Consider the following 17049-nt stretch of genomic DNA (forward strand, 5'->3'; position numbering starts at 1 on the left):
AAATTCAGCAAGGGTATATCTCGGGGGCGCCCGCCTTGTAGAGCGTGCCGTACAACTGGGTCGATGGCTGGCCAGGCTCGAGCATGGGGCGCGAGCGTATACCCAGCAGCAGGTGCTCCAGCGCCTGCTGAAGATTCTCGCCCTCGAAGCTCATGCCTGCAAAAGACCAGGAAAAGCAGCGTCCATCGCCCGCCATCAGCAGCTGGCCATGGGCATGGTGAACGTCGGCAAGCGCTATCAGCCGGGTGTCCAGGCGCTGTTCCCAGGAGAGCAGGGCGTCGTCCGCATCTTCGCCGGTGAAATATGCTTCAAGCCAGTCAAACTCTATATCGCTGCTGGCGCATTCCCGGCCCTTGCCCACCTGGCCTATATGCAAGCCCGCCAGGTTCTGCAGTGCAGCCACGGCAGGGTGGCAGGCCAGACTGGGCTGCTGGTCCAGAGCGCTCCGGACAGGCGTGGGTATGGCGACCTCTCGCTGCGGGGTCCAGCCCTGGGCTTGCAGCAGTTCAATCACGACAGGTGACTCGAAATTCAGCATGGCGGATTCTTAACGTCCGGGCGCCGAGATGAAGGGGCGCGACTGCAGGATGATGAGCTGATCGCCCTGTACGGCCCACTCGATGTCCTGGTCCCTGCCGCCAAAGCGTTGCTTGATGCCGGCTCCGGCGCGGGCCAGTCGCTGCACCAATGCGTCGCTGAGCACGGCGCGGCCGGCCGCAACCGCCACTTCACGCACGCCGCCCCTGGCATCCAACTGAAGTGCCACATCGTCCTGTGAGCGGTTGAGCACCTGCACGGCCTTGCTGCGGCTGGAGTAGAGGATTTGCTCTGCAACCCGCCGGCCCTCGACCACGCGGATGCCTATGCCGCGCTTGGCGGCGATATAGCTCATGTAGCGGTGCGAGGCATCGAAGGGGTCGCGGGTGATCATCACCCCCGATGCGGAGGCGTCCACGGCTTTTTGTACAAACACCGACATCATCACCTGAGCGTCGTCTATGCCCGCCGCCTGTCTGGCTTCCCAGGCCTCGAAGTTGTAGACCGAGGCCCAGACCTTGCGCACGGCGGCGGCCAGATCCGTGCCGCTGCGCACATTGGGCACGGTGGTGTAGAGGCCTGCTCCGCTGAAGTTGGGCAGGTCCTCGGAGCTGGAAGAGCTGCGTACGAACACGCCCTGGCTGCCTAGCTGGCCGGACCAGCGCTGTGCCCATCCATCGGCCGCGGCCGGACTGACGGGCCATTGCTCGATGTCTGCCTGCAGAGCAGACAGGGCCTGCTTTCGAAGGCCTGCATCCGTCGCAAAACCGGGCTGCTGGCGCATGCGGGCAATGCGCTCGGCCAGGCCGTTGGCGCGCATGAAGTCGGCATAGGCGGCGAACGGAATGCAAAAGCCATCAGGCACGCTGACGTCCGCCAGGCGGGCGGACTGGATTTCGCCCAGATTGGCGGCCTTGGCACCGCAGCGGCGGCGGTCCGCGCTGCGCAGGGCGGCCAGGGGTACCAGCTCGCTGCGACGCAGATCGGGCTGCAGCAAGACCTTGCGGCCCTTGGCGGGCTGGCGCAGTGCCTGCTGCTCCGCGCTCTGTTGTTCGGCAGCCGTGGCGGTGCGCAGCGCAAAGCTGGCGGGCTGTACGTCGATATGCACCCAGCGGCCGTTGAAGGCAGCGTATTGCTCGGCCGCTTTTTGCACATAGGCATTGGGTATGCCCCAGCCGCGCGCCAGCAGATTGACATGAGACAGCACTGTGGACGGCCTTTCCGTCACCACGCCGGCCACGGGCGGCAGGCTGATGGGCACTTCGGGCAGCAGCACGATGTCATTGGGCTGAAGATCAGTCACCTCTTCAGCCTGGTTCAGGATGCGCAGCCGGCCCACGGCCTGACCCTGGTTCAGCGGCAGATAGGTCTGGGCACCCAGCAACTGGGCCTGGGTGACCGCTGCAATACCGGCCTGCTGGGCCACGGCTTCTTGCTGAGTGGAGTTGGCCTTGAAGCGCACAGGGGCGAAGAAGCCGGTTTTCAGTGCAGCTGCCGTGGTCTGCAGCAGCCCGGGCGTGAGCTGGTCGCCCTCCCAGAACTCGTAGCTGTAGTCCTTGAGCGCGGGCTGCCAGCTCAGCGTGCCGAGAATGAAGCGGCGGTCCGGCTCGCGGTAATTGCGGTTGAGCGCAGGCTTGCCGCCCTGCAGCAGGCCTTTGGCACGCAGGAAATCTTCGTGAAACGCATAGCGCGGCGTGTTGATGAAATGCAGCGGTGCGCTCTTGCTGTGGCGGTCGATCACAAACAGCACATGGGGCATGGCGCTGGCCGGGTCGAAGATACGGGCCACGCGGTCGAAATCGGCGCGGCTGGTCAGCGCAGGCAGGCTGGCAGCAGCGTTACGGTTGCCGCTGACGTCGACCGGGCTTCCCGCACCCGAGTCATAGGCCGATGGCTTGCGCAAGGCCTGAGCCTGGGCGGCGGTCGATGCGAACAACAGGCCCGATAGCAGAGCAGACACCAGAATCGGTAAAAAGCGCTGTGTCATCTTGAAATTGTCCCCATTTCTGGCGAGTCGTTCGAACGGGCCGGGTTCGAGCCGGCTACAGCCAGGCTGTTCCCTGCCGCAGGGCAATGCCTGTGGCCTCAGGATGCGGCCAGCTCTGCCAGCAGCTCGGCCTCGCGTGCATGTTGCAGGGCCTGGATCACATCGCCCAGATCGCCTTCCATCACGGCCAGCAGCTTGTACAGCGTGAGGTTGATGCGGTGGTCGGTGAGGCGGCCTTGGGGGAAGTTGTAGGTGCGGATGCGGTCGCTGCGGTCGCCCGAGCCGATCAGACCCTTGCGCATGGCCGCTTCCTTGGCGGCCCGCTCGCTGCGTTCCTTTTCCTGGATGCGGGCCTGCAGCACCTGCAGGGCCTTGGCCTTGTTGCTGTGCTGGCTGCGGCCGTCCTGGCATTCGGCCACGATGCCCGTGGGCAGGTGGACCACGCGCACGGCAGAGTCGGTCTTGTTGATGTGCTGGCCACCGGCACCACTGGCGCGAAAGGTGTCGATGCGCAGATCGGCGGGATTGAGCGTGATGGCCTCGGCCTCATCGGGTTCGGGCATCACGGCCACGGTGCAGGCGCTGGTGTGGATGCGTCCCTGGGTTTCGGTGGCGGGCACACGCTGCACGCGGTGGCCACCCGACTCGAAGCGCAGCGCGCCATACACATGGTCACCCTCGATGCGCAGCACCACTTCCTTGTAGCCACCGATTTCGTTTTCGCTGGCGCTCATCACTTCCACCTTCCAGCCCACGTTGGCGGCGTAGCGGGTGTACATGCGGGTCAGGTCGCCGGCAAACAGGGCCGACTCGTCGCCGCCCGTGCCGGCGCGGATTTCGACAAAGGCGGGGCGGGCATCGTCGGGGTCCTTGGGCAGCAGCAGGCGCTGCAGCTCGTCCTCGAGCTTGATCAGCTCGGCCTCGCCGCTGCCGATCTCTTCCTGCGCCATTTCGGCCATGTCGGGGTCGTCCAGCATTTCACGCGCGGCGGCCATGTCGGCTTCGGTCTGCAGGTAGCGGGTGTAGCGGCTGGCAATGGCCGTCACATCGGCATGCTCGCGCGAAATGGTGCGGTACTGCTTCATGTCGCCCATGATGTCTTCGCGCGAGAGCAGGAAATCCAGCTCCTGCAGGCGTTGGGCATAGCGTTCGAGCTGGTTGCGCAAAAAGTCTTGCATAGGGGGTACCGAGAGTTTGGGAAAGGTGAGGGTGCTCACCTTTGTGGAGTCAGGAAAGAGGGAGGGCGGGCCACGGTCGGGCCTTGCTGCACGAGGACGGCAGCGCCAAAGCGGGCGAGCGCCGCTAAAGCTTGCTGGGGTTGCGGCTGGCGCGCAGGAACAGACGGGAGACGGTGTCCGCTGTCTGGGCACGCTCTTCGGCGTCGCCCTTGTGCAGCTCGGCCATGGTGCCGTGCAGCATTTTCTGTGTGAGGCCGCGCGAGAGCGCTTCCAGCACGGTGTCGATGTCTTCACCCTTGGCCAGCAGCTTTTTGGCACGGGCAATTTCCAGCGCGCGCCATTCGTCTGCCTGGGCATTGACCTGCTGGATCAGCGAGACCGCGCCACCCACGGGATTGCGCTGGTCCATCCATTGCATAAAGCTTTGCACGCCGGTGTCGATGATGACCTCGGCCTGCTGCACGGCGGCCTGGCGCTGGGCCTGACCGGTGCGCACGACGGTTGCCAGATCGTCCACGGTATAGAGGTAGACGTCGTTGAGGTCTTTGACCTCGGCTTCAATATCGCGCGGCACGGCCAGATCCACCATGAAGATGGGGCGGCGCTTGCGCTTCTTGAGAGCGGACTCCACGGCACCCAGGCCGATGATGGGCAGGGTGGATGCCGTGCAGCTGATGATGGCGTCGTACTCGTGCAGGTGCTCGGGCAGGTCGGCCAGGCGCATGGTGCCGGCGCCGAACTGGGCGGCCAGCTTCTCGCCGCGCTCCATGGTGCGGTTGGCGATGGTGATCTGCCTGGGGTTGCGGGCTGCAAAGTGGGTGGAGACCAGCTCGATCATCTCGCCCGCGCCCACGAACAGCACGCGAATCTTGCTCAGGTCTTCGAACAGCTGGCCGGCCAGACGCACGGCGGCGGCAGCCATGGAGATGCTGTGCGCGCCGATCTCGGTGGAGCTGCGCACTTCCTTGGCCACGGCAAAGCTGCGTTGGAACAGCTGGTTGAGCGTGGTGCCCAGGGCTCCCGCAGTCTCGGCCGCGCGCACGGCGTTCTTCATCTGGCCAAGGATCTGTGCCTCGCCCAGCACCATGGAGTCCAGCCCCGAGGCCACGCGGAAGGCGTGACGGGCGACCGAGCCGTCCTGCAGCAGATACGAGTGCTGGCGCAGCAGCTCAGGCGCTACGCCGCCGCTGTTGGCCAGCCAGTGCATGGTGTGATCCATGGCCGGGGCGTCGGCGGCGCAGTAGATCTCGGTGCGGTTGCAGGTGGAGAGGATGGCAGTTTCCACGCCACTGTGAACCCGGCCCGCGTGGGACAGGGATGCGCGCAGGCCTTGCAGCGTCGGCGCGATCTGATCGAGCGCGAACGCAAAACGGCCCCGCATATCGAGCGGCGCCGTGTGGTGATTGATACCTAAAGCCCAGACTGCCATAACAGGGGATTATAAAATTTAGTACCGAATTGGGCACCCCCCGGGCTCAAAGCCTTGGAATCGATTGTTGCCATGGATTTTGTTGCGAGCGTTAATCATTTACTCAACTTCCTCGCCCCGGCGTTTTTTCTCGCTCTGGGCCTGGCAATCTGTGCTCGCTTTTTAAAGCAAAACAAGGCTGGAGCCCAATCCTTCATTGCGCAGGTAGCTATTAATTTCATATTGGGTGCGGCGGTTTTGCTAGTCAGTCTCTGGTTGTTTTCACGCGACGGCAAGATGCTCGCTTATGCCGCACTGGTCTGTACAAGTGCCTGCTGCCAGTGGGTGCTTTCCAGAGCCTGGCGCTGATTGGCGTACCGGCTGGAAAGCTGTTTTGCGTGAAATCTTGATCTGACTCAAGAGTGTCTGTTGTATTCGCGCCAGTGTCTGGCCAGGCCTCAGTCGCTGACAGCCCTGGGACCGGCCTGCTCCAGTATCCAGCTGCGAAACTGCTTTAAGGCCTCCGTCGGAGAGCGGCTGCCTTGCTGGCACAGAAAGTAGCCGCGCTCGATATGCACCGGCGCATTCAGCGCCAGAGCCACGCGTCCCGATGCCAGATCCTCTTCCACCAGACAGCGCTGAACCATGGCTGTGCCCATGCCGGCAGCCACGGCCTGCACCAGCAGGGCCACGGTCTCAAAGTCCGCAACCGGGGCAGGGCAGGGCTGGCTCAGGCCCCGGGCCTGCATCCAGCTGGCCCAGTTGCCCGGGTAGTTGGTGTGAAACAGCAGCGGGCGGTTTAGCAAATCCTGCTCGCTGCGGATGGGGTTTGGCCCCTGCAGCTCGCGCGGGTGGCAGATGGGTATCAGGTCGCGGCCGATCACATATTCGGCCTCCACGCCCGCCGGCCATTGCTGGCTGCCGACGCGAATCCAGGCATCGATCTCAGGCGCATTGAGCGGATCGTCGCGCCGGTAGGGCGCGAAGGAGAGCATGATCTGCGGATGACGGCGGTTGAAGTCGGGCAGGCGCGGAATCAGCCAGTGGCTGAACAGCGTGGGAATGACGGACAGGCGCAGCTGCGGCCCGTGGCGGCGCCTGCGGGCGGCGGCCGACGCAGCCTCTATCGCCATCACGGCAGGCTCTATCGCCTGCAGATAGTCCTGTCCTGCAGCGGTGAGCGCGTTGCGTCTGCCCAGGCGCTCGAACAGGGCAAAGCCCAGATGTTCCTCAAGCCTGGCGATGGCCCGGCTGATGCCGCCCTGCGTCACATACAGCTCCTGCGCAGCGAGCGAGTAACTGCCCAGGCGTGCAGCGGCGGCAAAGGCGTGAAGTTCGGAGAGGGAGGGGGAGTGCATGCGCATGACGGTTTGGATTATGACGGTTGGTAATACTTGCGTGCCGTCTTGTCGCTTTTCGCCATGCGGCCTGGAGCACAGAATGAAACAAAGGTCGGAGCGTCCGGTGAAACGCTCCGGACCGACCCATAACCAGTCTTTCAAGAGATCCAAGGAGAAGCCGCATGGCCATTCGTCGTACCGTTCTGTCGTCTATTGCCGCCTGCGCAGCGGCAGCGGCGCTGTCCCCCGCATTCGCTGCCAATGCCGCAGCGGACTACCCCAATCGCCCCATCCGCCTGGTTGTGCCCTTTGGCGCCGGAGGTTCCACCGACATGGTGGCGCGTCTGCTGGCCGAGAAAATGAGCATCGTGCTCGGCAAGTCCGTGGTGGTGGACAACAAGGGCGGCGCGGGCGGCTCCATCGGGGCGACTGAAATCGCCAAGGCGGCACCCGACGGCTACACCATCGGCATGGCCACTGTGTCCACCCATGGCTCCAACCCCGCCATCTTCCGCAAGCTGCCTTATGACGCGATCAAGGACTTCGCTCCCATCACCAATGTGATGAGCGTGCCCAGCGTGTTCGTGGTGAACGCCAGCGTGCCTGCCAAGACCATGAAGGAATTCATTGCACTGGCCAAGGCCAACCCCGACAAGTACACCTTTGCATCGCCGGGCACGGGTTCCCTGGGTCATGCCAATATCGAGAACTTCATGAACCTCGCGGGCATTCAGCTGCTGCACATTCCCTACAAGGGTGCGGGCCAGGCGATTACCGATGCGCTGGGAGGACAGGTCAACGCCATGACGGACAACCTGCCCTCGACCCTGCCGCATATCAAGGCCGGCCAGCTGCGTCCTCTGGCCGTGCTGGCGCTCAAGCGCAGCGATGTGCTGCCCGATGTGCCCACCTATACCGAGCTGGGCTACCCCCAGATGGGTGACGGCGGCTGGTTCGGCCTGGTGGCGCCTGCGGGCACACCCAAAGCGATCATCGACAAGCTCAACGCTGCGGCCCACAAGGTCATGGCTTCGCCTGACTATCTGGAAAAGCAGAAGTCCATCTCCGGCGAGTCCATGGGCAACACGCCCGAGCAGTTTGCCAAGCAGATCAAGACCGCGATCGAGCGTTACACGGCCGTGGCCAAGCGCGCCAATATCAAGCTGGACTGATGAAGGTTTGAATGTCTGTGCCTGATTTTCTGCAAGCCAGACCGGCCGAGCCGGTGCTGGTGCACCCGGCCCGGGGCGAGGTCCTGCCCATAGTCTGCGACTCGCCGCACAGCGGCACGGCCTATCCCGAGGATTTCGGCGCCGTCGTGCCCATGAGCCTGCTGCGCCGTGGCGAGGACACGCATGTGGCCGCGCTCTGGGGCCGCTGGCCCGAGTTCGGCGCGACGCTGCTGGAAGCGACTTTCCCGCGCACCTATGTCGATCCGAACCGCAACGAGTCCGACCTGGACCCCGCGCAGATCGAGGGCGAGTGGCCGGTGCCGCTGTCGCCCAGCATCAAGACCCAGCAGGGGCTGGGCCTGATCTGGCAGCGCATCAGCAAGGCCGGCGTGGCCACTCCCCTGTATGAGCGCAAGCGCACCGTTGCCGAGGTGCAGCACCGTATCGAGCGCTACTGGCGCCCCTATCACGCGGCGCTGGCGCAGGCCATCGACGATAGCGTGGCGCGCTTCGGGTCTGTGTGGCATCTGAATCTGCACTCCATGCCCAATGATGTGTACCAGCGACTGGGTCGCAGCGATGCGCCGCCGCTGGCCGACTTCGTGCTGGGCGACCGCGATGGCACGACCTGCGCGCCCGAGTTCATCCATCTGGTGGGCGATACGCTCAAGGGCTTCGGCTACAGCGTGGCCTATAACGAGCCCTATAAAGGGGTGGAGTTGATCGGGCGCATAGGCCAGCCGCAGCTCAATCGCCACTCGATGCAGATCGAGATCCGTCGCCCCGTCTATATGGACGAGGACACGCGCGAGCCGAATGCGGGCTTCGAGCCGCTGCGCATGCATTTTGCCAAGCTCATGCAGGTGCTGGCGGACTATGTGCGCCAGCAGATGATCAGACGCTGAAGCCTGTCCATCGCTCCAGGCCCGGCTTTGCCGGGCTTTTTCATGTCACGGCCAAATGTCAAAAAACTGTGGCTAGGATGCCGCGATTGAGGGATTCCTTACCGAAACTGCTATCAGAATCAGTTACGCTCGCAGGTTGGTGTCATCGTATGTCTGATGTAACAACAAGCGTCTAGGAATCGTACCGGAATGAAGTTCACTCCCATCGCAGCGCTGGTCATGTCGAGTCTGGCGGCCTTTGCCCAGAGCGCATCCGCGCAAACCGGTGCGGAAGGTCGCATGAATTTTTTGCGCGATTCCAGAGCCGCCACATCGGGCCCCCAGTTTGAATTCAGCCGCCTGCAATATGGCCCGCTGCCGATTGCAGGCTCGCGCGTGGCCTCCACGGCCGGACCGCTGCAGGAGGCTGAGCGCGGCGATGCCAAGGCGCAGAACCAGCTGGGCGAGATGTATGTGCACGGCCAGGGCGTGCCCCAGAATGCCGCCACGGCCGCACAATGGTTCCGCAAGGCCGCGGCGCAGGGGCACGCGGGTGCCCAGAACAGCCTGGGTGCGCTGTATGCCAACGGCCAGGGCGTGCCTCAGAACTATCGCGAGGCGGCCCAGTGGTACGGCCGCGCGGCGCAGCAGAACAATGCCGTGGCGCAGTACAACCTGTCCCACCTCTATCAGGAGGGTCTGGGCGTGCCCCAGAGCTTCAGCACCGCTGCCCAGTGGCTGGAGAAATCCGCCGCCCAAGGCCATGTGACGGCCCAGTTCGAGCTGGGCCAGCGCTATCTCAAGGGCGATGGCGTGGCCGTCAATTACATGACGGCTGCAGACTGGTTCAAGAAAGCCGCCGATCAAGGCCATGCACAGGCGCAGAACCAACTGGGCTCCATGCTGTCCGACGGAGTGGGCGTGAAGCTGGACCCCGTGCAGGCCGCCCAGTGGCTGCAGCGCGCTGCCGAACAGGGCGACGCCAGGGCCCAGAACAGCCTGGGCCGCATGTATATGGATGGCGTGGGCGTCCCGCGCGACTACAAGCTGGCGGCGTCCTGGTTCCAGAAAAGCGCCGAGCAGTGGAATGCCGACGGCCAGAACCATCTGGGCCGTCTGTATCTTTACGGTCTGGGTGTGGAGCAAAGTCCTGCCTATGCGGCGCAATGGTTCCAGCGCGCGGCCGACCAGAATCATGCCGATGCCCAATACAACCTGGGCACCATCTATGCCGAAGGTCTGGGCACGCCCCAGAACTACGGCACGGCCCTGCAGTGGTATCAGAAGGCGGCCGAGCAAGGCCATGCTGCCGCCATCAACAATGTGGGCACCTTGTACGCCGAAGGCCGTGGCGTGCCGCAGAACTATGCGACGGCCATGCAGTGGTTCCGCCGCGCGGCCGACAAGGGCGATGCCTCGGCCCAGTTCAACCTGGCGCGTCTGTATGCCGATGGCCAGGGCGGTACCGCCAGCCCCGCTCAGGCGATGAAGTGGTATGCCGCAGCGGCCGAGCAAGGTCATTCCGGTGCGCAGAACCGCCTGGGCGTGATGTACGCCGAAGGCCAGGGCGCTGCGCGCGACTACGGCAAGGCCGTGCAGTGGTATCAGCGTGCGGCCGAACAGGGCGACGCCGCAGCCCAGTACAACCTGGGCATGGTCTATGCACAGGGCCAGGGCGTGCCGCGTGACTATGCCAGGGCCTACTTCTGGTACAACCTGGCAGCCATGGAGCTGGGTGGCGACGCCGCCAAGCGCCGTGATGAAGCGGCCAACAAGCTCAGCATTGCCCAGGTGGCCGAGCAGCAGAACAAGGCCTTGGCCTGGCAGCCCAAGCGCTGATTGCCGCTTGGCATTCTGGCAGGCAAGCGCTTCCCTCGAGAAGCGCTTTTTTATGCCGGCCGGCTCCCGCCGTGGCTCAGGGCATGGCTCGAATGCCGCTGCCCGGTGCAGGTTGGCCGAGCCGGGTTTGCCTGGGCATTGCCTTGCGCGGCCGATGATTTTTAAAACCAAGGAGACAACAATGAACAGGACTTCAATGAATATGCTGGCCGGACTGATGGCTGGCGCAAGCCTGCTTTTGTCCGCGGGCGCACAGGCTCAGGACGCCTTTCCGACCAAGCCCATCCGCATCGTGCTGGGCTTTCCCGCCGGCGGCCCGCTGGACCAGCATGCCCGTCTGCTGACCGACAAGCTGCAAGGTGTGCTCGGTCAGCCGCTGGTGGTGGATTACAAGCCCGGAGCGGGCGGCTCCGTGGGGGCGCAGGACGTGATGCGCTCGCCCGCCGACGGCTACACGCTGATGCTGGCCAATACCGGTGTGATGGTCATCAACCCTGCGCTCTACAGCAAGCTGCCCTACAACACGCTCAAGGATTTCACGCCGATTGCCCGCACCGCCATGCAGCCGCTGGCGCTGCTGGTCAACAACAAGGTGCCGGCCAAGACGCTGACCGAGTTCACGACCTATGCCAAGGCCAACCCCGGCAAGATCAACTTCGGCTCGGCCGGCAACGGCGGCATCAGCCATCTGGTGCCAGAGATGTTCAAGAGCGCAGCGGGCGTGGATCTGGTTCACATTCCCTACAAGGGCAGTGCGCCTGCGTTCACCGATCTGATCGGCGGTCAGGTGCAGTTCATGGCAGAGAGCATTCCGCAGGCTGCGGCCTATCACAAGCAGGGCAAGGTGCGTGCGCTGGCCGTGACCAGCAAGGAGCGCAACCCCGCGCTGCCCGAGGTGCCGACCGCCATCGAGTCCGGCCTCAAGGGCTTCGAGGTGGTGGGCTTCTATGGCTTCCTGGCGCCTGCCGGTCTGCCCAAGGAGGTGACGGCCAAGCTCAGCAATGCCTTCCAGCAGGTGATGAGCATGCCTGACGTGAAGAGCCGCATGGTGGAGCAGGGTGCCGACCCGGCCTTCCTGGGCTCCGAAGCCTTCGGCAAGTTCCTGGCCGGCGAGACGCCGCGCTGGGCGGCAGCCGTCAAGGCCTCCGGCACGAAGCTGGATTGACACCCCCTGAGGCGCTTGCGCGGCTGCCCTGATTTGTAAGTGCCAGTATTGGAGGTGGTGAACGCAAAAAAGCCCGGCCACCTTGCAGTGTCCGGGTTTTTGTTTTGCTATGAATATAGAAGCTTCTTACGCTTGATCTGAAAAAAATTCAGTATGTATTGATACTGAAATTATTGGCAGATCTACGTAAGTAGCTACTGATTTACAGCTGCTCGCCTGTCTGCGCGGGGCTGAAAAGATCCACGCGGTCGGTGATGATGCCGTCCGTGCCCAGGTCGATCAGGCGCTGGGCGGCCCATTGGTCGTTGACGGTGTAGCTGCTGCAGTAGAGGCCGGCGTCATGCACCTTGGCCACCAGCTCGGGCGTCCACAGAGCATGGTTGAGCACCATGGCGCTGCAGTCCAGCTCCAGGGCCAGCTTCAGGTCGGCGTCGCCGCTGGCGTCGGCCAGCTTGTCCACCAGCAGGCCGCGCGGAATATGGGCTGCGGTCTCGCGGGCGCCCTTGAGCGATTCGGACTTGAACGAGGTGAACAGCGGCTGCACCTCGGTCTTCGGCCAGATGCGGTTCATCAGCTCGCCGCAGGCGCGGCCGGTCTCCAGTTCCTGGCCCGGCGTGGGCTTGATTTCCACATTCAGGTGCAGATGGTTGGCCAGGCACCAGCGGGCCAGGGCTTCGAGCGTGGGCAGCTGCTCGCCCGCATAGGCGCGCGAATGCCAGCTGCCGGCGTCGAGCCGGGCGATCTCTCCCATGCTCAGTGCGCCGCCAATGCCGCGGCCGTTGGTGGTGCGCTCCAGCGTGGCGTCATGCATCAGAAACAGCACGCCGTCCTGGCTGAGCTTGGCATCGCATTCAAAGAAGCGGTAGCCATGCTGCGCGCCCAGGCGGAAGGCGCTCATGGTGTTCTCCGGTGCCAGCTTGCCGGCGCCGCGGTGGGCCACCCAACGGGGGTAGGGCCAGGGTTTCAAAGCAGTAGTCATGATCAATCCAACAAAGGTTTGCGGCTCAACACTTTTCTGCGAGTTTGGTGCTGCGCCTGGAGCAGGCAGCATTCAAACAGGAGACACCGAGTAAGGGCCGCCCCGCACCGAGGGTGTCGTCCCCCTCCGGCGCTCGCGCCAGAGAGGGGGAAGCGGCGAGGCCGCTCAGGGGGTGTTTCGATTTAGGCCCGTTTGCCGGTCTCGGCGTTGAACCAGTGCAGGCGGTCTTCGCGTGCCGAGATGCGGGCGGTTTCACCGGGCTTGGGATAGGGCTTGCCTTCTTCCACGCGCACGGTGACGTCTTCGTCGCCCACCTTGCCGTAGAGCAGGCGTTCGGCGCCCAGCAGTTCCACGGTCTGCACCTTGAACTCCAGGCCACCGGTCTCCACCAGGTCGAGATGCTCGGGACGGATGCCCAGGATCAGGCCGGGCTTGCCGTTGGGCGAGTGCTTGAGCAGGTTCATGGGAGGAGAGCCGATGAAACCCGCCACAAAGGTGGATGCCGGCGTGTGGTAGACCTCTTCCGGCGTGCCGAACTGCTCCACATGGCCGCCGTTCATCACCACCATGCGCTGGGCCAGGGTCATGGCCTCGACCTGGTCATGGGTCACGAACAGGCTGGTGATGCCCAGCTCGGCATGCAGCTTCTGGATTTCCAGGCGGGTCTGGCCGCGCAGCTTGGCGTCCAGATTGGACAGGGGTTCGTCGAACAGGAAGACCTGGGGCTGGCGCACGATGGCGCGGCCCATGGCCACGCGCTGACGCTGACCGCCCGACAGCTGGCGCGGCTTGCGGTCCAGCAGGTGACTCAGCTCCAGAATCTTGGCAGCCTTGTCCACGCGGCGCTTGATCTCGTCCTCGGGCACCTTGGCGAGCTTCAGGCCGTAGGCCATGTTCTCGTAGTTGCTCATGTGGGGGTAGAGTGCGTAGTTCTGGAACACCATGGCGATATTGCGCTTGGCGGGCTCCAGGTCGTTGACCTTGTTGCTGCCGATCAGCAGGTCGCCGTCGGTGATTTCTTCCAGGCCGGCGATCATGCGCAGCAGGGTGGACTTGCCGCAGCCAGAGGGGCCGACCAGCACGATGAATTCGCCGTCCTTGATTTCGACATTGATGCCGTGAATGACGGGCACGGCGGATTTGCCTGTGCCGTAGCGCTTGACGATGTTCTTCAGGGAGATGGATGCCATGAGAGGTATTCCGGGTATTCGTTCAATGGGTCAAAAGAAGGTGGTGGAGGCAGTGGTGACGAGCGTTATTTCTCGGTATCCACCAGGCCTTTGACAAACCACTTTTGCATCAGCATCACCACGGCTGTCGGGGGCAGCATGGCGAGAATGGCGGTCGCCATCACGATGTTCCAGTCCACGCTGGCATCGCCGCCGCCGCCCAGCATGCTCTTGATACCCACGACCACGGGGTACATGTCTTCCGAGGTGGTCATCAGCAGCGGCCACAGGTACTGGTTCCAGCCGTAGATGAACTGGATCACGAACAGCGCGGCAATCGAGGTCCTGGACAAGGGCACCAGAATGTCCTTGAAAAAGCGCATGGCGCCGGCGCCGTCAATCCGGGCGGCTTCCACCAGCTCGTCCGGCACGCTCAGGAAGAACTGGCGGAACAGGAAGGTGGCTGTTGCCGAGGCAATCAGGGGCAGGGACAGACCGGCGTAGCTGTTGAGCAGGCCCAGCTCGGCCACGACCTTGTAGGTGGGCAGGATACGCACTTCCACGGGCAGCATCAGCGTCAGGAAAATCGCCCAGAAGCAGAACATCTTGAACGGAAAGCGGAAGTACACGATGGCGAAGGCCGAGAGCAGCGAGATGGCGATCTTGCCCACGGTAATGATCATGGCCACGACAAAACTCACCCACATCATGCGCACGACATTGGTGTTGGAGCCAAGCTTGCCGGAGCCCAGCAGCGCTTCCTTGTAGTTGTCCCAAAGATGGGCGCCGGGCAGCAGCGGCATGGGGGCCTGCACGATTTCGCTGGCCGTGTGCGTGGAGGCGATCAGTGCCAGATACAGCGGGAAAGCCACGATGGCCACGCCAAGAATCAGCACGGCGTGGGAGAGGAAATTAAGCCAGGGGTTGCGATCCACCATGATCAGTACTGCACTTTCTTTTCAACATAGCGGAACTGGATCACCGTCAGCACGACGACGATAAACATCAGAATCACCGACTGCGCGGCCGAGCCGCCCAGGTCCAGCGCCTTGAAGCCATCCAGGTAGACCTTGTAGACCAGAATCGAGGTGGACTGGCCGGGGCCGCCATGCGTGGCTGCATCGATGATGCCGAAGGTGTCGAAGAAGGCGTAGACGATGTTGATCACCAGCAGGAAGAAGGTGGTGGGCGAGAGCAGCGGCAGCTGGATGTTCCAGAACCGGCGCCAGGGGCCTGCACCGTCGATCGAAGCGGCTTCGATCAAAGCCTTGGGGATGGATTGCAGTCCGGCGAGGAAGAACAGGAAGTTGTAGGAAATCTGCTTCCACACCGAGGCGATGACGATCAGCGCCATGGCCTGGTTTTCATTCATCAGGTGGTTCCAGTCGTAACCCAGCTTGCCCAGGTAATACGTCACCACGCCGATGGAGGGCGAGAACATGAAGACCCACAGCACGCCCGCGATCACGGGGGCCACGGCGTAGGGGATGATCAGCAAGGTCTTGTAGACCATGGCAAAGCGGATGATGCGATCCGCAAAGATCGCCAGAGCCAGCGAAATGGCAATGCCCACGCCGGCCACCAGCACTGAAAACAGTGCTGTGCGCTTGAAGGAGTTCAGATAGGTGGGGTCGGCGAACAACTGGCGGAAGTTGTCCAGACCCACCCATTCGCTACTCATGCCGAACGCGTCTTCCATCTGGAATGACTGGAGCACAGCCTGACCGGCGGGCCAGAAGAAGAAGATGCCGATGATCAGTAGCTGGGGGGCGATCAGCACCCAGGGAAGCCACTTGGATCGGAAAAGAACGCGTTTTTCCATGAGGAGTTACAAATAAAAAAACCGCCGGAGCCTGGGTGCAGTCAACGGGGTATTTGGGGGTGCAGAGCCTTGTTTGAAGGCCCCGCAGGCCTTGGCGGCACCCTTGCGGGTGCCTGGAGGGTTTACTGTTTGTAGGAGCGCTCGAAGCGAGCCAGCAGTTCGTTGCCACGGCTCACGATGGAGTCCAGCGCCTGCTTGCCGGTCTTCTTGCCAGCCCACACCTGTTCGAGTTCTTCGTCCTCGATGGTACGGATCTGCACGTAGTTGCCCAGGCGGATGCCGCGTGAGTTGTCGGTCACCTTGCGGATCATCTGCGTCACGGCGGTGTCGGTACCGGGGTGCTTGGCGTAGAAGCCGGACTTTTCGGTCAGGTCATAGGCCGCCATGGTCACGGGCAGGTAGCCGGTGCGCTGGTGCGAAGCGGCCTGCACCTTGGTCTGCGACAGGAACTCGAAGAACTTGGCCACGCCCTTGTACTCTTCGGCCTTCTTGCCAGCCATGACCCACAGCGAAGCGCCGCCGATCACGGTGTTCTGGGGAGCGCCCTTGACATCGGGATAGTAGGGCAGGGGAGCCAGGGCGTAGTTGAACTTGGCGTTCTTGGCCACGTCGCCGTAGAAGCCGGACGAAGTCTGGATCATGGCGCATTCACCGGCGGTGAACGAAGCCTGGGAAGTGGAGGCGCGACCCTTGTAGACAAACTCGCCAGCCTTGGCCGCTGCGGCCAGGTTGTCGATGTGCTTGATGTGCAGAGGCGAGTTGATCTTCATGCGCGCCTTGTAGCCGTTGGCGCTCAGACCGTTGTGCTCGGTGGCGAATTCCACGTTGTGCCAGGTGGAGAAGGACTCCAGCTGGGTCCAGCCTTGCCATGCCAGGGTCATGGGGCAGCTGTGGCCGCTTTCCTTGAGCTTCTTGGCGGCAGCAAAGACTTCGGGCCAGGTCTTGGGGGCGACGTCGGGGTTCAGGCCGGCCTTCTTGAAGGCGTCCTTGTTGTAGTAGAAGATGGTTGTCGAGCTGTTGAAGGGGAAGCTCAGCATCTGGCCGTTGGGGGCAGTGTAGTAACCGGCCACTGCAGGGATATAGGCCTTGGGGTCGAAAGCGACGCCGGCGTCATGCATCACCTTGCCCACGGGCACGGTCGCGCCCTTGGAGGCCATCATGGTGGCAGTACCCACTTCAAAAACCTGCAGGATGTGAGGGGCGTTGCCCGAGCGGAAGGCTGCAATCGCGGCTGTCATGGATTCGTCGTACACGCCCTTGAACGTGGGCACGACCTTGTAATCCTTCTGGCTTTCGTTGAACTGCTTGGCCAGGTCATTGACCCACTCGTTATTCACGGCAGTCATCGAGTGCCACCATTGGATTTCGGTGACGGCTTGTGCCGAGAAAGTAGTAGCGGCGACGGCGGCGGCCATGGCCAGTTGCTTGAATTGCATGAAGGCTCCTCTAACGATCGTTGACGAAATATGCGGTGATGCACACTAAGTCATCCGTATGACATATGGATGTCATTGTTTGCATGGGCAACGCGCCGCACCATGGGCAGAACCCGCAGTCACAAGCCTTTGA

General features: G+C 63.2%; 15 protein-coding genes. 5 read left to right on the top strand and 10 right to left on the bottom strand.

Annotation, left to right across the window (positions count from 1 at the left end):
* Positions 1 to 4: 4 nt before the first annotated feature.
* The 4 genes from NOX35_RS04645 to hemA all read right to left on the bottom strand — a co-directional run bounded on the left by NOX35_RS04645 (position 5) and on the right by hemA (position 5131).
* Entirely contained in the window at positions 5 to 538 is a 534-nt protein-coding gene (locus NOX35_RS04645) for an SUKH-3 domain-containing protein (protein ID WP_256495884.1), read from the bottom strand.
* A gap of 9 nt (positions 539 to 547) precedes the next feature.
* Positions 548 to 2524, bottom strand: coding sequence for a PEP/pyruvate-binding domain-containing protein (locus tag NOX35_RS04650; protein ID WP_256495885.1), 1977 nt, complete (start codon positions 2522 to 2524; stop codon positions 548 to 550).
* Between the two features lie 98 nt (positions 2525 to 2622).
* Positions 2623 to 3702 (bottom strand): peptide chain release factor 1, encoded by a 1080-nt coding sequence (gene prfA / locus NOX35_RS04655; protein ID WP_256495887.1) that lies wholly within the window; start codon positions 3700 to 3702, stop codon positions 2623 to 2625.
* 124 nt (positions 3703 to 3826) lie between these two features.
* The gene (hemA, locus tag NOX35_RS04660) at positions 3827 to 5131 is read right to left on the bottom strand and encodes a glutamyl-tRNA reductase (protein WP_182285753.1); all 1305 of its coding nucleotides are present in this window, start codon (positions 5129 to 5131) and stop codon (positions 3827 to 3829) included.
* Positions 5132 to 5203: 72 nt separating this feature from the next.
* Here hemA and NOX35_RS04665 point away from each other — a divergent pair, with 72 nt between their 5' ends.
* A complete protein-coding gene (locus NOX35_RS04665; RefSeq protein ID WP_182287102.1) occupies positions 5204 to 5479 on the top strand; it encodes a hypothetical protein in 276 nt (91 codons plus the stop codon).
* A gap of 89 nt (positions 5480 to 5568) precedes the next feature.
* Here the strand turns inward: NOX35_RS04665 and NOX35_RS04670 are convergent, their stop codons facing one another.
* Positions 5569 to 6474, bottom strand: coding sequence for a LysR substrate-binding domain-containing protein (locus NOX35_RS04670; RefSeq protein WP_256495888.1), 906 nt, complete (start codon positions 6472 to 6474; stop codon positions 5569 to 5571).
* Between the two features lie 158 nt (positions 6475 to 6632).
* Here NOX35_RS04670 and NOX35_RS04675 point away from each other — a divergent pair, with 158 nt between their 5' ends.
* The 4 genes from NOX35_RS04675 (at position 6633) to NOX35_RS04690 (ending at position 11510) form a co-directional block, all read left to right on the top strand.
* Entirely contained in the window at positions 6633 to 7622 is a 990-nt protein-coding gene (locus NOX35_RS04675) for a tripartite tricarboxylate transporter substrate binding protein BugE (protein ID WP_182285755.1), read from the top strand.
* Between the two features lie 11 nt (positions 7623 to 7633).
* Positions 7634 to 8527: an N-formylglutamate amidohydrolase gene (locus NOX35_RS04680; RefSeq protein WP_256495889.1), complete on the top strand. Its 894-nt coding sequence runs from the start codon at positions 7634 to 7636 to the stop codon at positions 8525 to 8527.
* Between the two features lie 189 nt (positions 8528 to 8716).
* Entirely contained in the window at positions 8717 to 10345 is a 1629-nt protein-coding gene (locus NOX35_RS04685) for a sel1 repeat family protein (protein ID WP_256495890.1), read from the top strand.
* Positions 10346 to 10526: 181 nt separating this feature from the next.
* A complete protein-coding gene (locus NOX35_RS04690; protein WP_232538126.1) occupies positions 10527 to 11510 on the top strand; it encodes a tripartite tricarboxylate transporter substrate binding protein in 984 nt (327 codons plus the stop codon).
* 202 nt (positions 11511 to 11712) lie between these two features.
* Here NOX35_RS04690 and ugpQ read toward each other — a convergent pair whose 3' ends face one another.
* The 5 genes from ugpQ to ugpB all read right to left on the bottom strand — a co-directional run bounded on the left by ugpQ (position 11713) and on the right by ugpB (position 16916).
* Positions 11713 to 12489, bottom strand: a complete 777-nt coding sequence (ugpQ, locus tag NOX35_RS04695) for a glycerophosphodiester phosphodiesterase (protein ID WP_256495892.1) — start codon at positions 12487 to 12489, stop codon at positions 11713 to 11715.
* A 182-nt stretch (positions 12490 to 12671) separates the two neighbouring features.
* On the bottom strand, positions 12672 to 13679 hold the full coding sequence (locus NOX35_RS04700; protein WP_256495894.1) for a sn-glycerol-3-phosphate import ATP-binding protein UgpC: 1008 nt from the start codon (positions 13677 to 13679) through the stop codon (positions 12672 to 12674).
* A 65-nt stretch (positions 13680 to 13744) separates the two neighbouring features.
* Positions 13745 to 14596 carry a sn-glycerol-3-phosphate ABC transporter permease UgpE gene (gene ugpE / locus NOX35_RS04705; protein WP_182285760.1) on the bottom strand — a complete coding sequence of 284 codons (852 nt, stop codon included), beginning with the start codon at positions 14594 to 14596 and terminating at the stop codon, positions 13745 to 13747.
* 2 nt (positions 14597 to 14598) lie between these two features.
* Entirely contained in the window at positions 14599 to 15480 is an 882-nt protein-coding gene (gene ugpA / locus NOX35_RS04710) for a sn-glycerol-3-phosphate ABC transporter permease UgpA (RefSeq protein WP_182285761.1), read from the bottom strand.
* A 122-nt stretch (positions 15481 to 15602) separates the two neighbouring features.
* Positions 15603 to 16916, bottom strand: coding sequence for a sn-glycerol-3-phosphate ABC transporter substrate-binding protein UgpB (gene ugpB / locus NOX35_RS04715; RefSeq protein ID WP_182285762.1), 1314 nt, complete (start codon positions 16914 to 16916; stop codon positions 15603 to 15605).
* Between the last annotated feature and the right edge of the window lie 133 nt (positions 16917 to 17049).

The sequence above is a fragment of the Comamonas sp. C11 genome (assembly GCF_024496285.1).
Lineage (GTDB): Bacteria > Pseudomonadota > Gammaproteobacteria > Burkholderiales > Burkholderiaceae_C > Comamonas > Comamonas testosteroni_F.

Bases quoted from the DNA above. Each gene is read 5' to 3' on its own strand.
- NOX35_RS04645 (WP_256495884.1), bottom strand. From the start codon at position 538: ATGCTGAATTTCGAGTCACCTGTCGTGATTGAACTGCTGCAAGCCCAG.
- NOX35_RS04650 (WP_256495885.1), bottom strand. From the start codon at position 2,524: ATGACACAGCGCTTTTTACCGATTCTGGTGTCTGCTCTGCTATCGGGC.
- prfA (WP_256495887.1), bottom strand. From the start codon at position 3,702: ATGCAAGACTTTTTGCGCAACCAGCTCGAACGCTATGCCCAACGCCTG.
- hemA (WP_182285753.1), bottom strand. From the start codon at position 5,131: ATGGCAGTCTGGGCTTTAGGTATCAATCACCACACGGCGCCGCTCGAT.
- NOX35_RS04665 (WP_182287102.1), top strand. From the start codon at position 5,204: ATGGATTTTGTTGCGAGCGTTAATCATTTACTCAACTTCCTCGCCCCG.
- NOX35_RS04670 (WP_256495888.1), bottom strand. From the start codon at position 6,474: ATGCGCATGCACTCCCCCTCCCTCTCCGAACTTCACGCCTTTGCCGCC.
- NOX35_RS04675 (WP_182285755.1), top strand. From the start codon at position 6,633: ATGGCCATTCGTCGTACCGTTCTGTCGTCTATTGCCGCCTGCGCAGCG.
- NOX35_RS04680 (WP_256495889.1), top strand. From the start codon at position 7,634: ATGTCTGTGCCTGATTTTCTGCAAGCCAGACCGGCCGAGCCGGTGCTG.
- NOX35_RS04685 (WP_256495890.1), top strand. From the start codon at position 8,717: ATGAAGTTCACTCCCATCGCAGCGCTGGTCATGTCGAGTCTGGCGGCC.
- NOX35_RS04690 (WP_232538126.1), top strand. From the start codon at position 10,527: ATGAACAGGACTTCAATGAATATGCTGGCCGGACTGATGGCTGGCGCA.
- ugpQ (WP_256495892.1), bottom strand. From the start codon at position 12,489: ATGACTACTGCTTTGAAACCCTGGCCCTACCCCCGTTGGGTGGCCCAC.
- NOX35_RS04700 (WP_256495894.1), bottom strand. From the start codon at position 13,679: ATGGCATCCATCTCCCTGAAGAACATCGTCAAGCGCTACGGCACAGGC.
- ugpE (WP_182285760.1), bottom strand. From the start codon at position 14,596: ATGGTGGATCGCAACCCCTGGCTTAATTTCCTCTCCCACGCCGTGCTG.
- ugpA (WP_182285761.1), bottom strand. From the start codon at position 15,480: ATGGAAAAACGCGTTCTTTTCCGATCCAAGTGGCTTCCCTGGGTGCTG.
- ugpB (WP_182285762.1), bottom strand. From the start codon at position 16,916: ATGCAATTCAAGCAACTGGCCATGGCCGCCGCCGTCGCCGCTACTACT.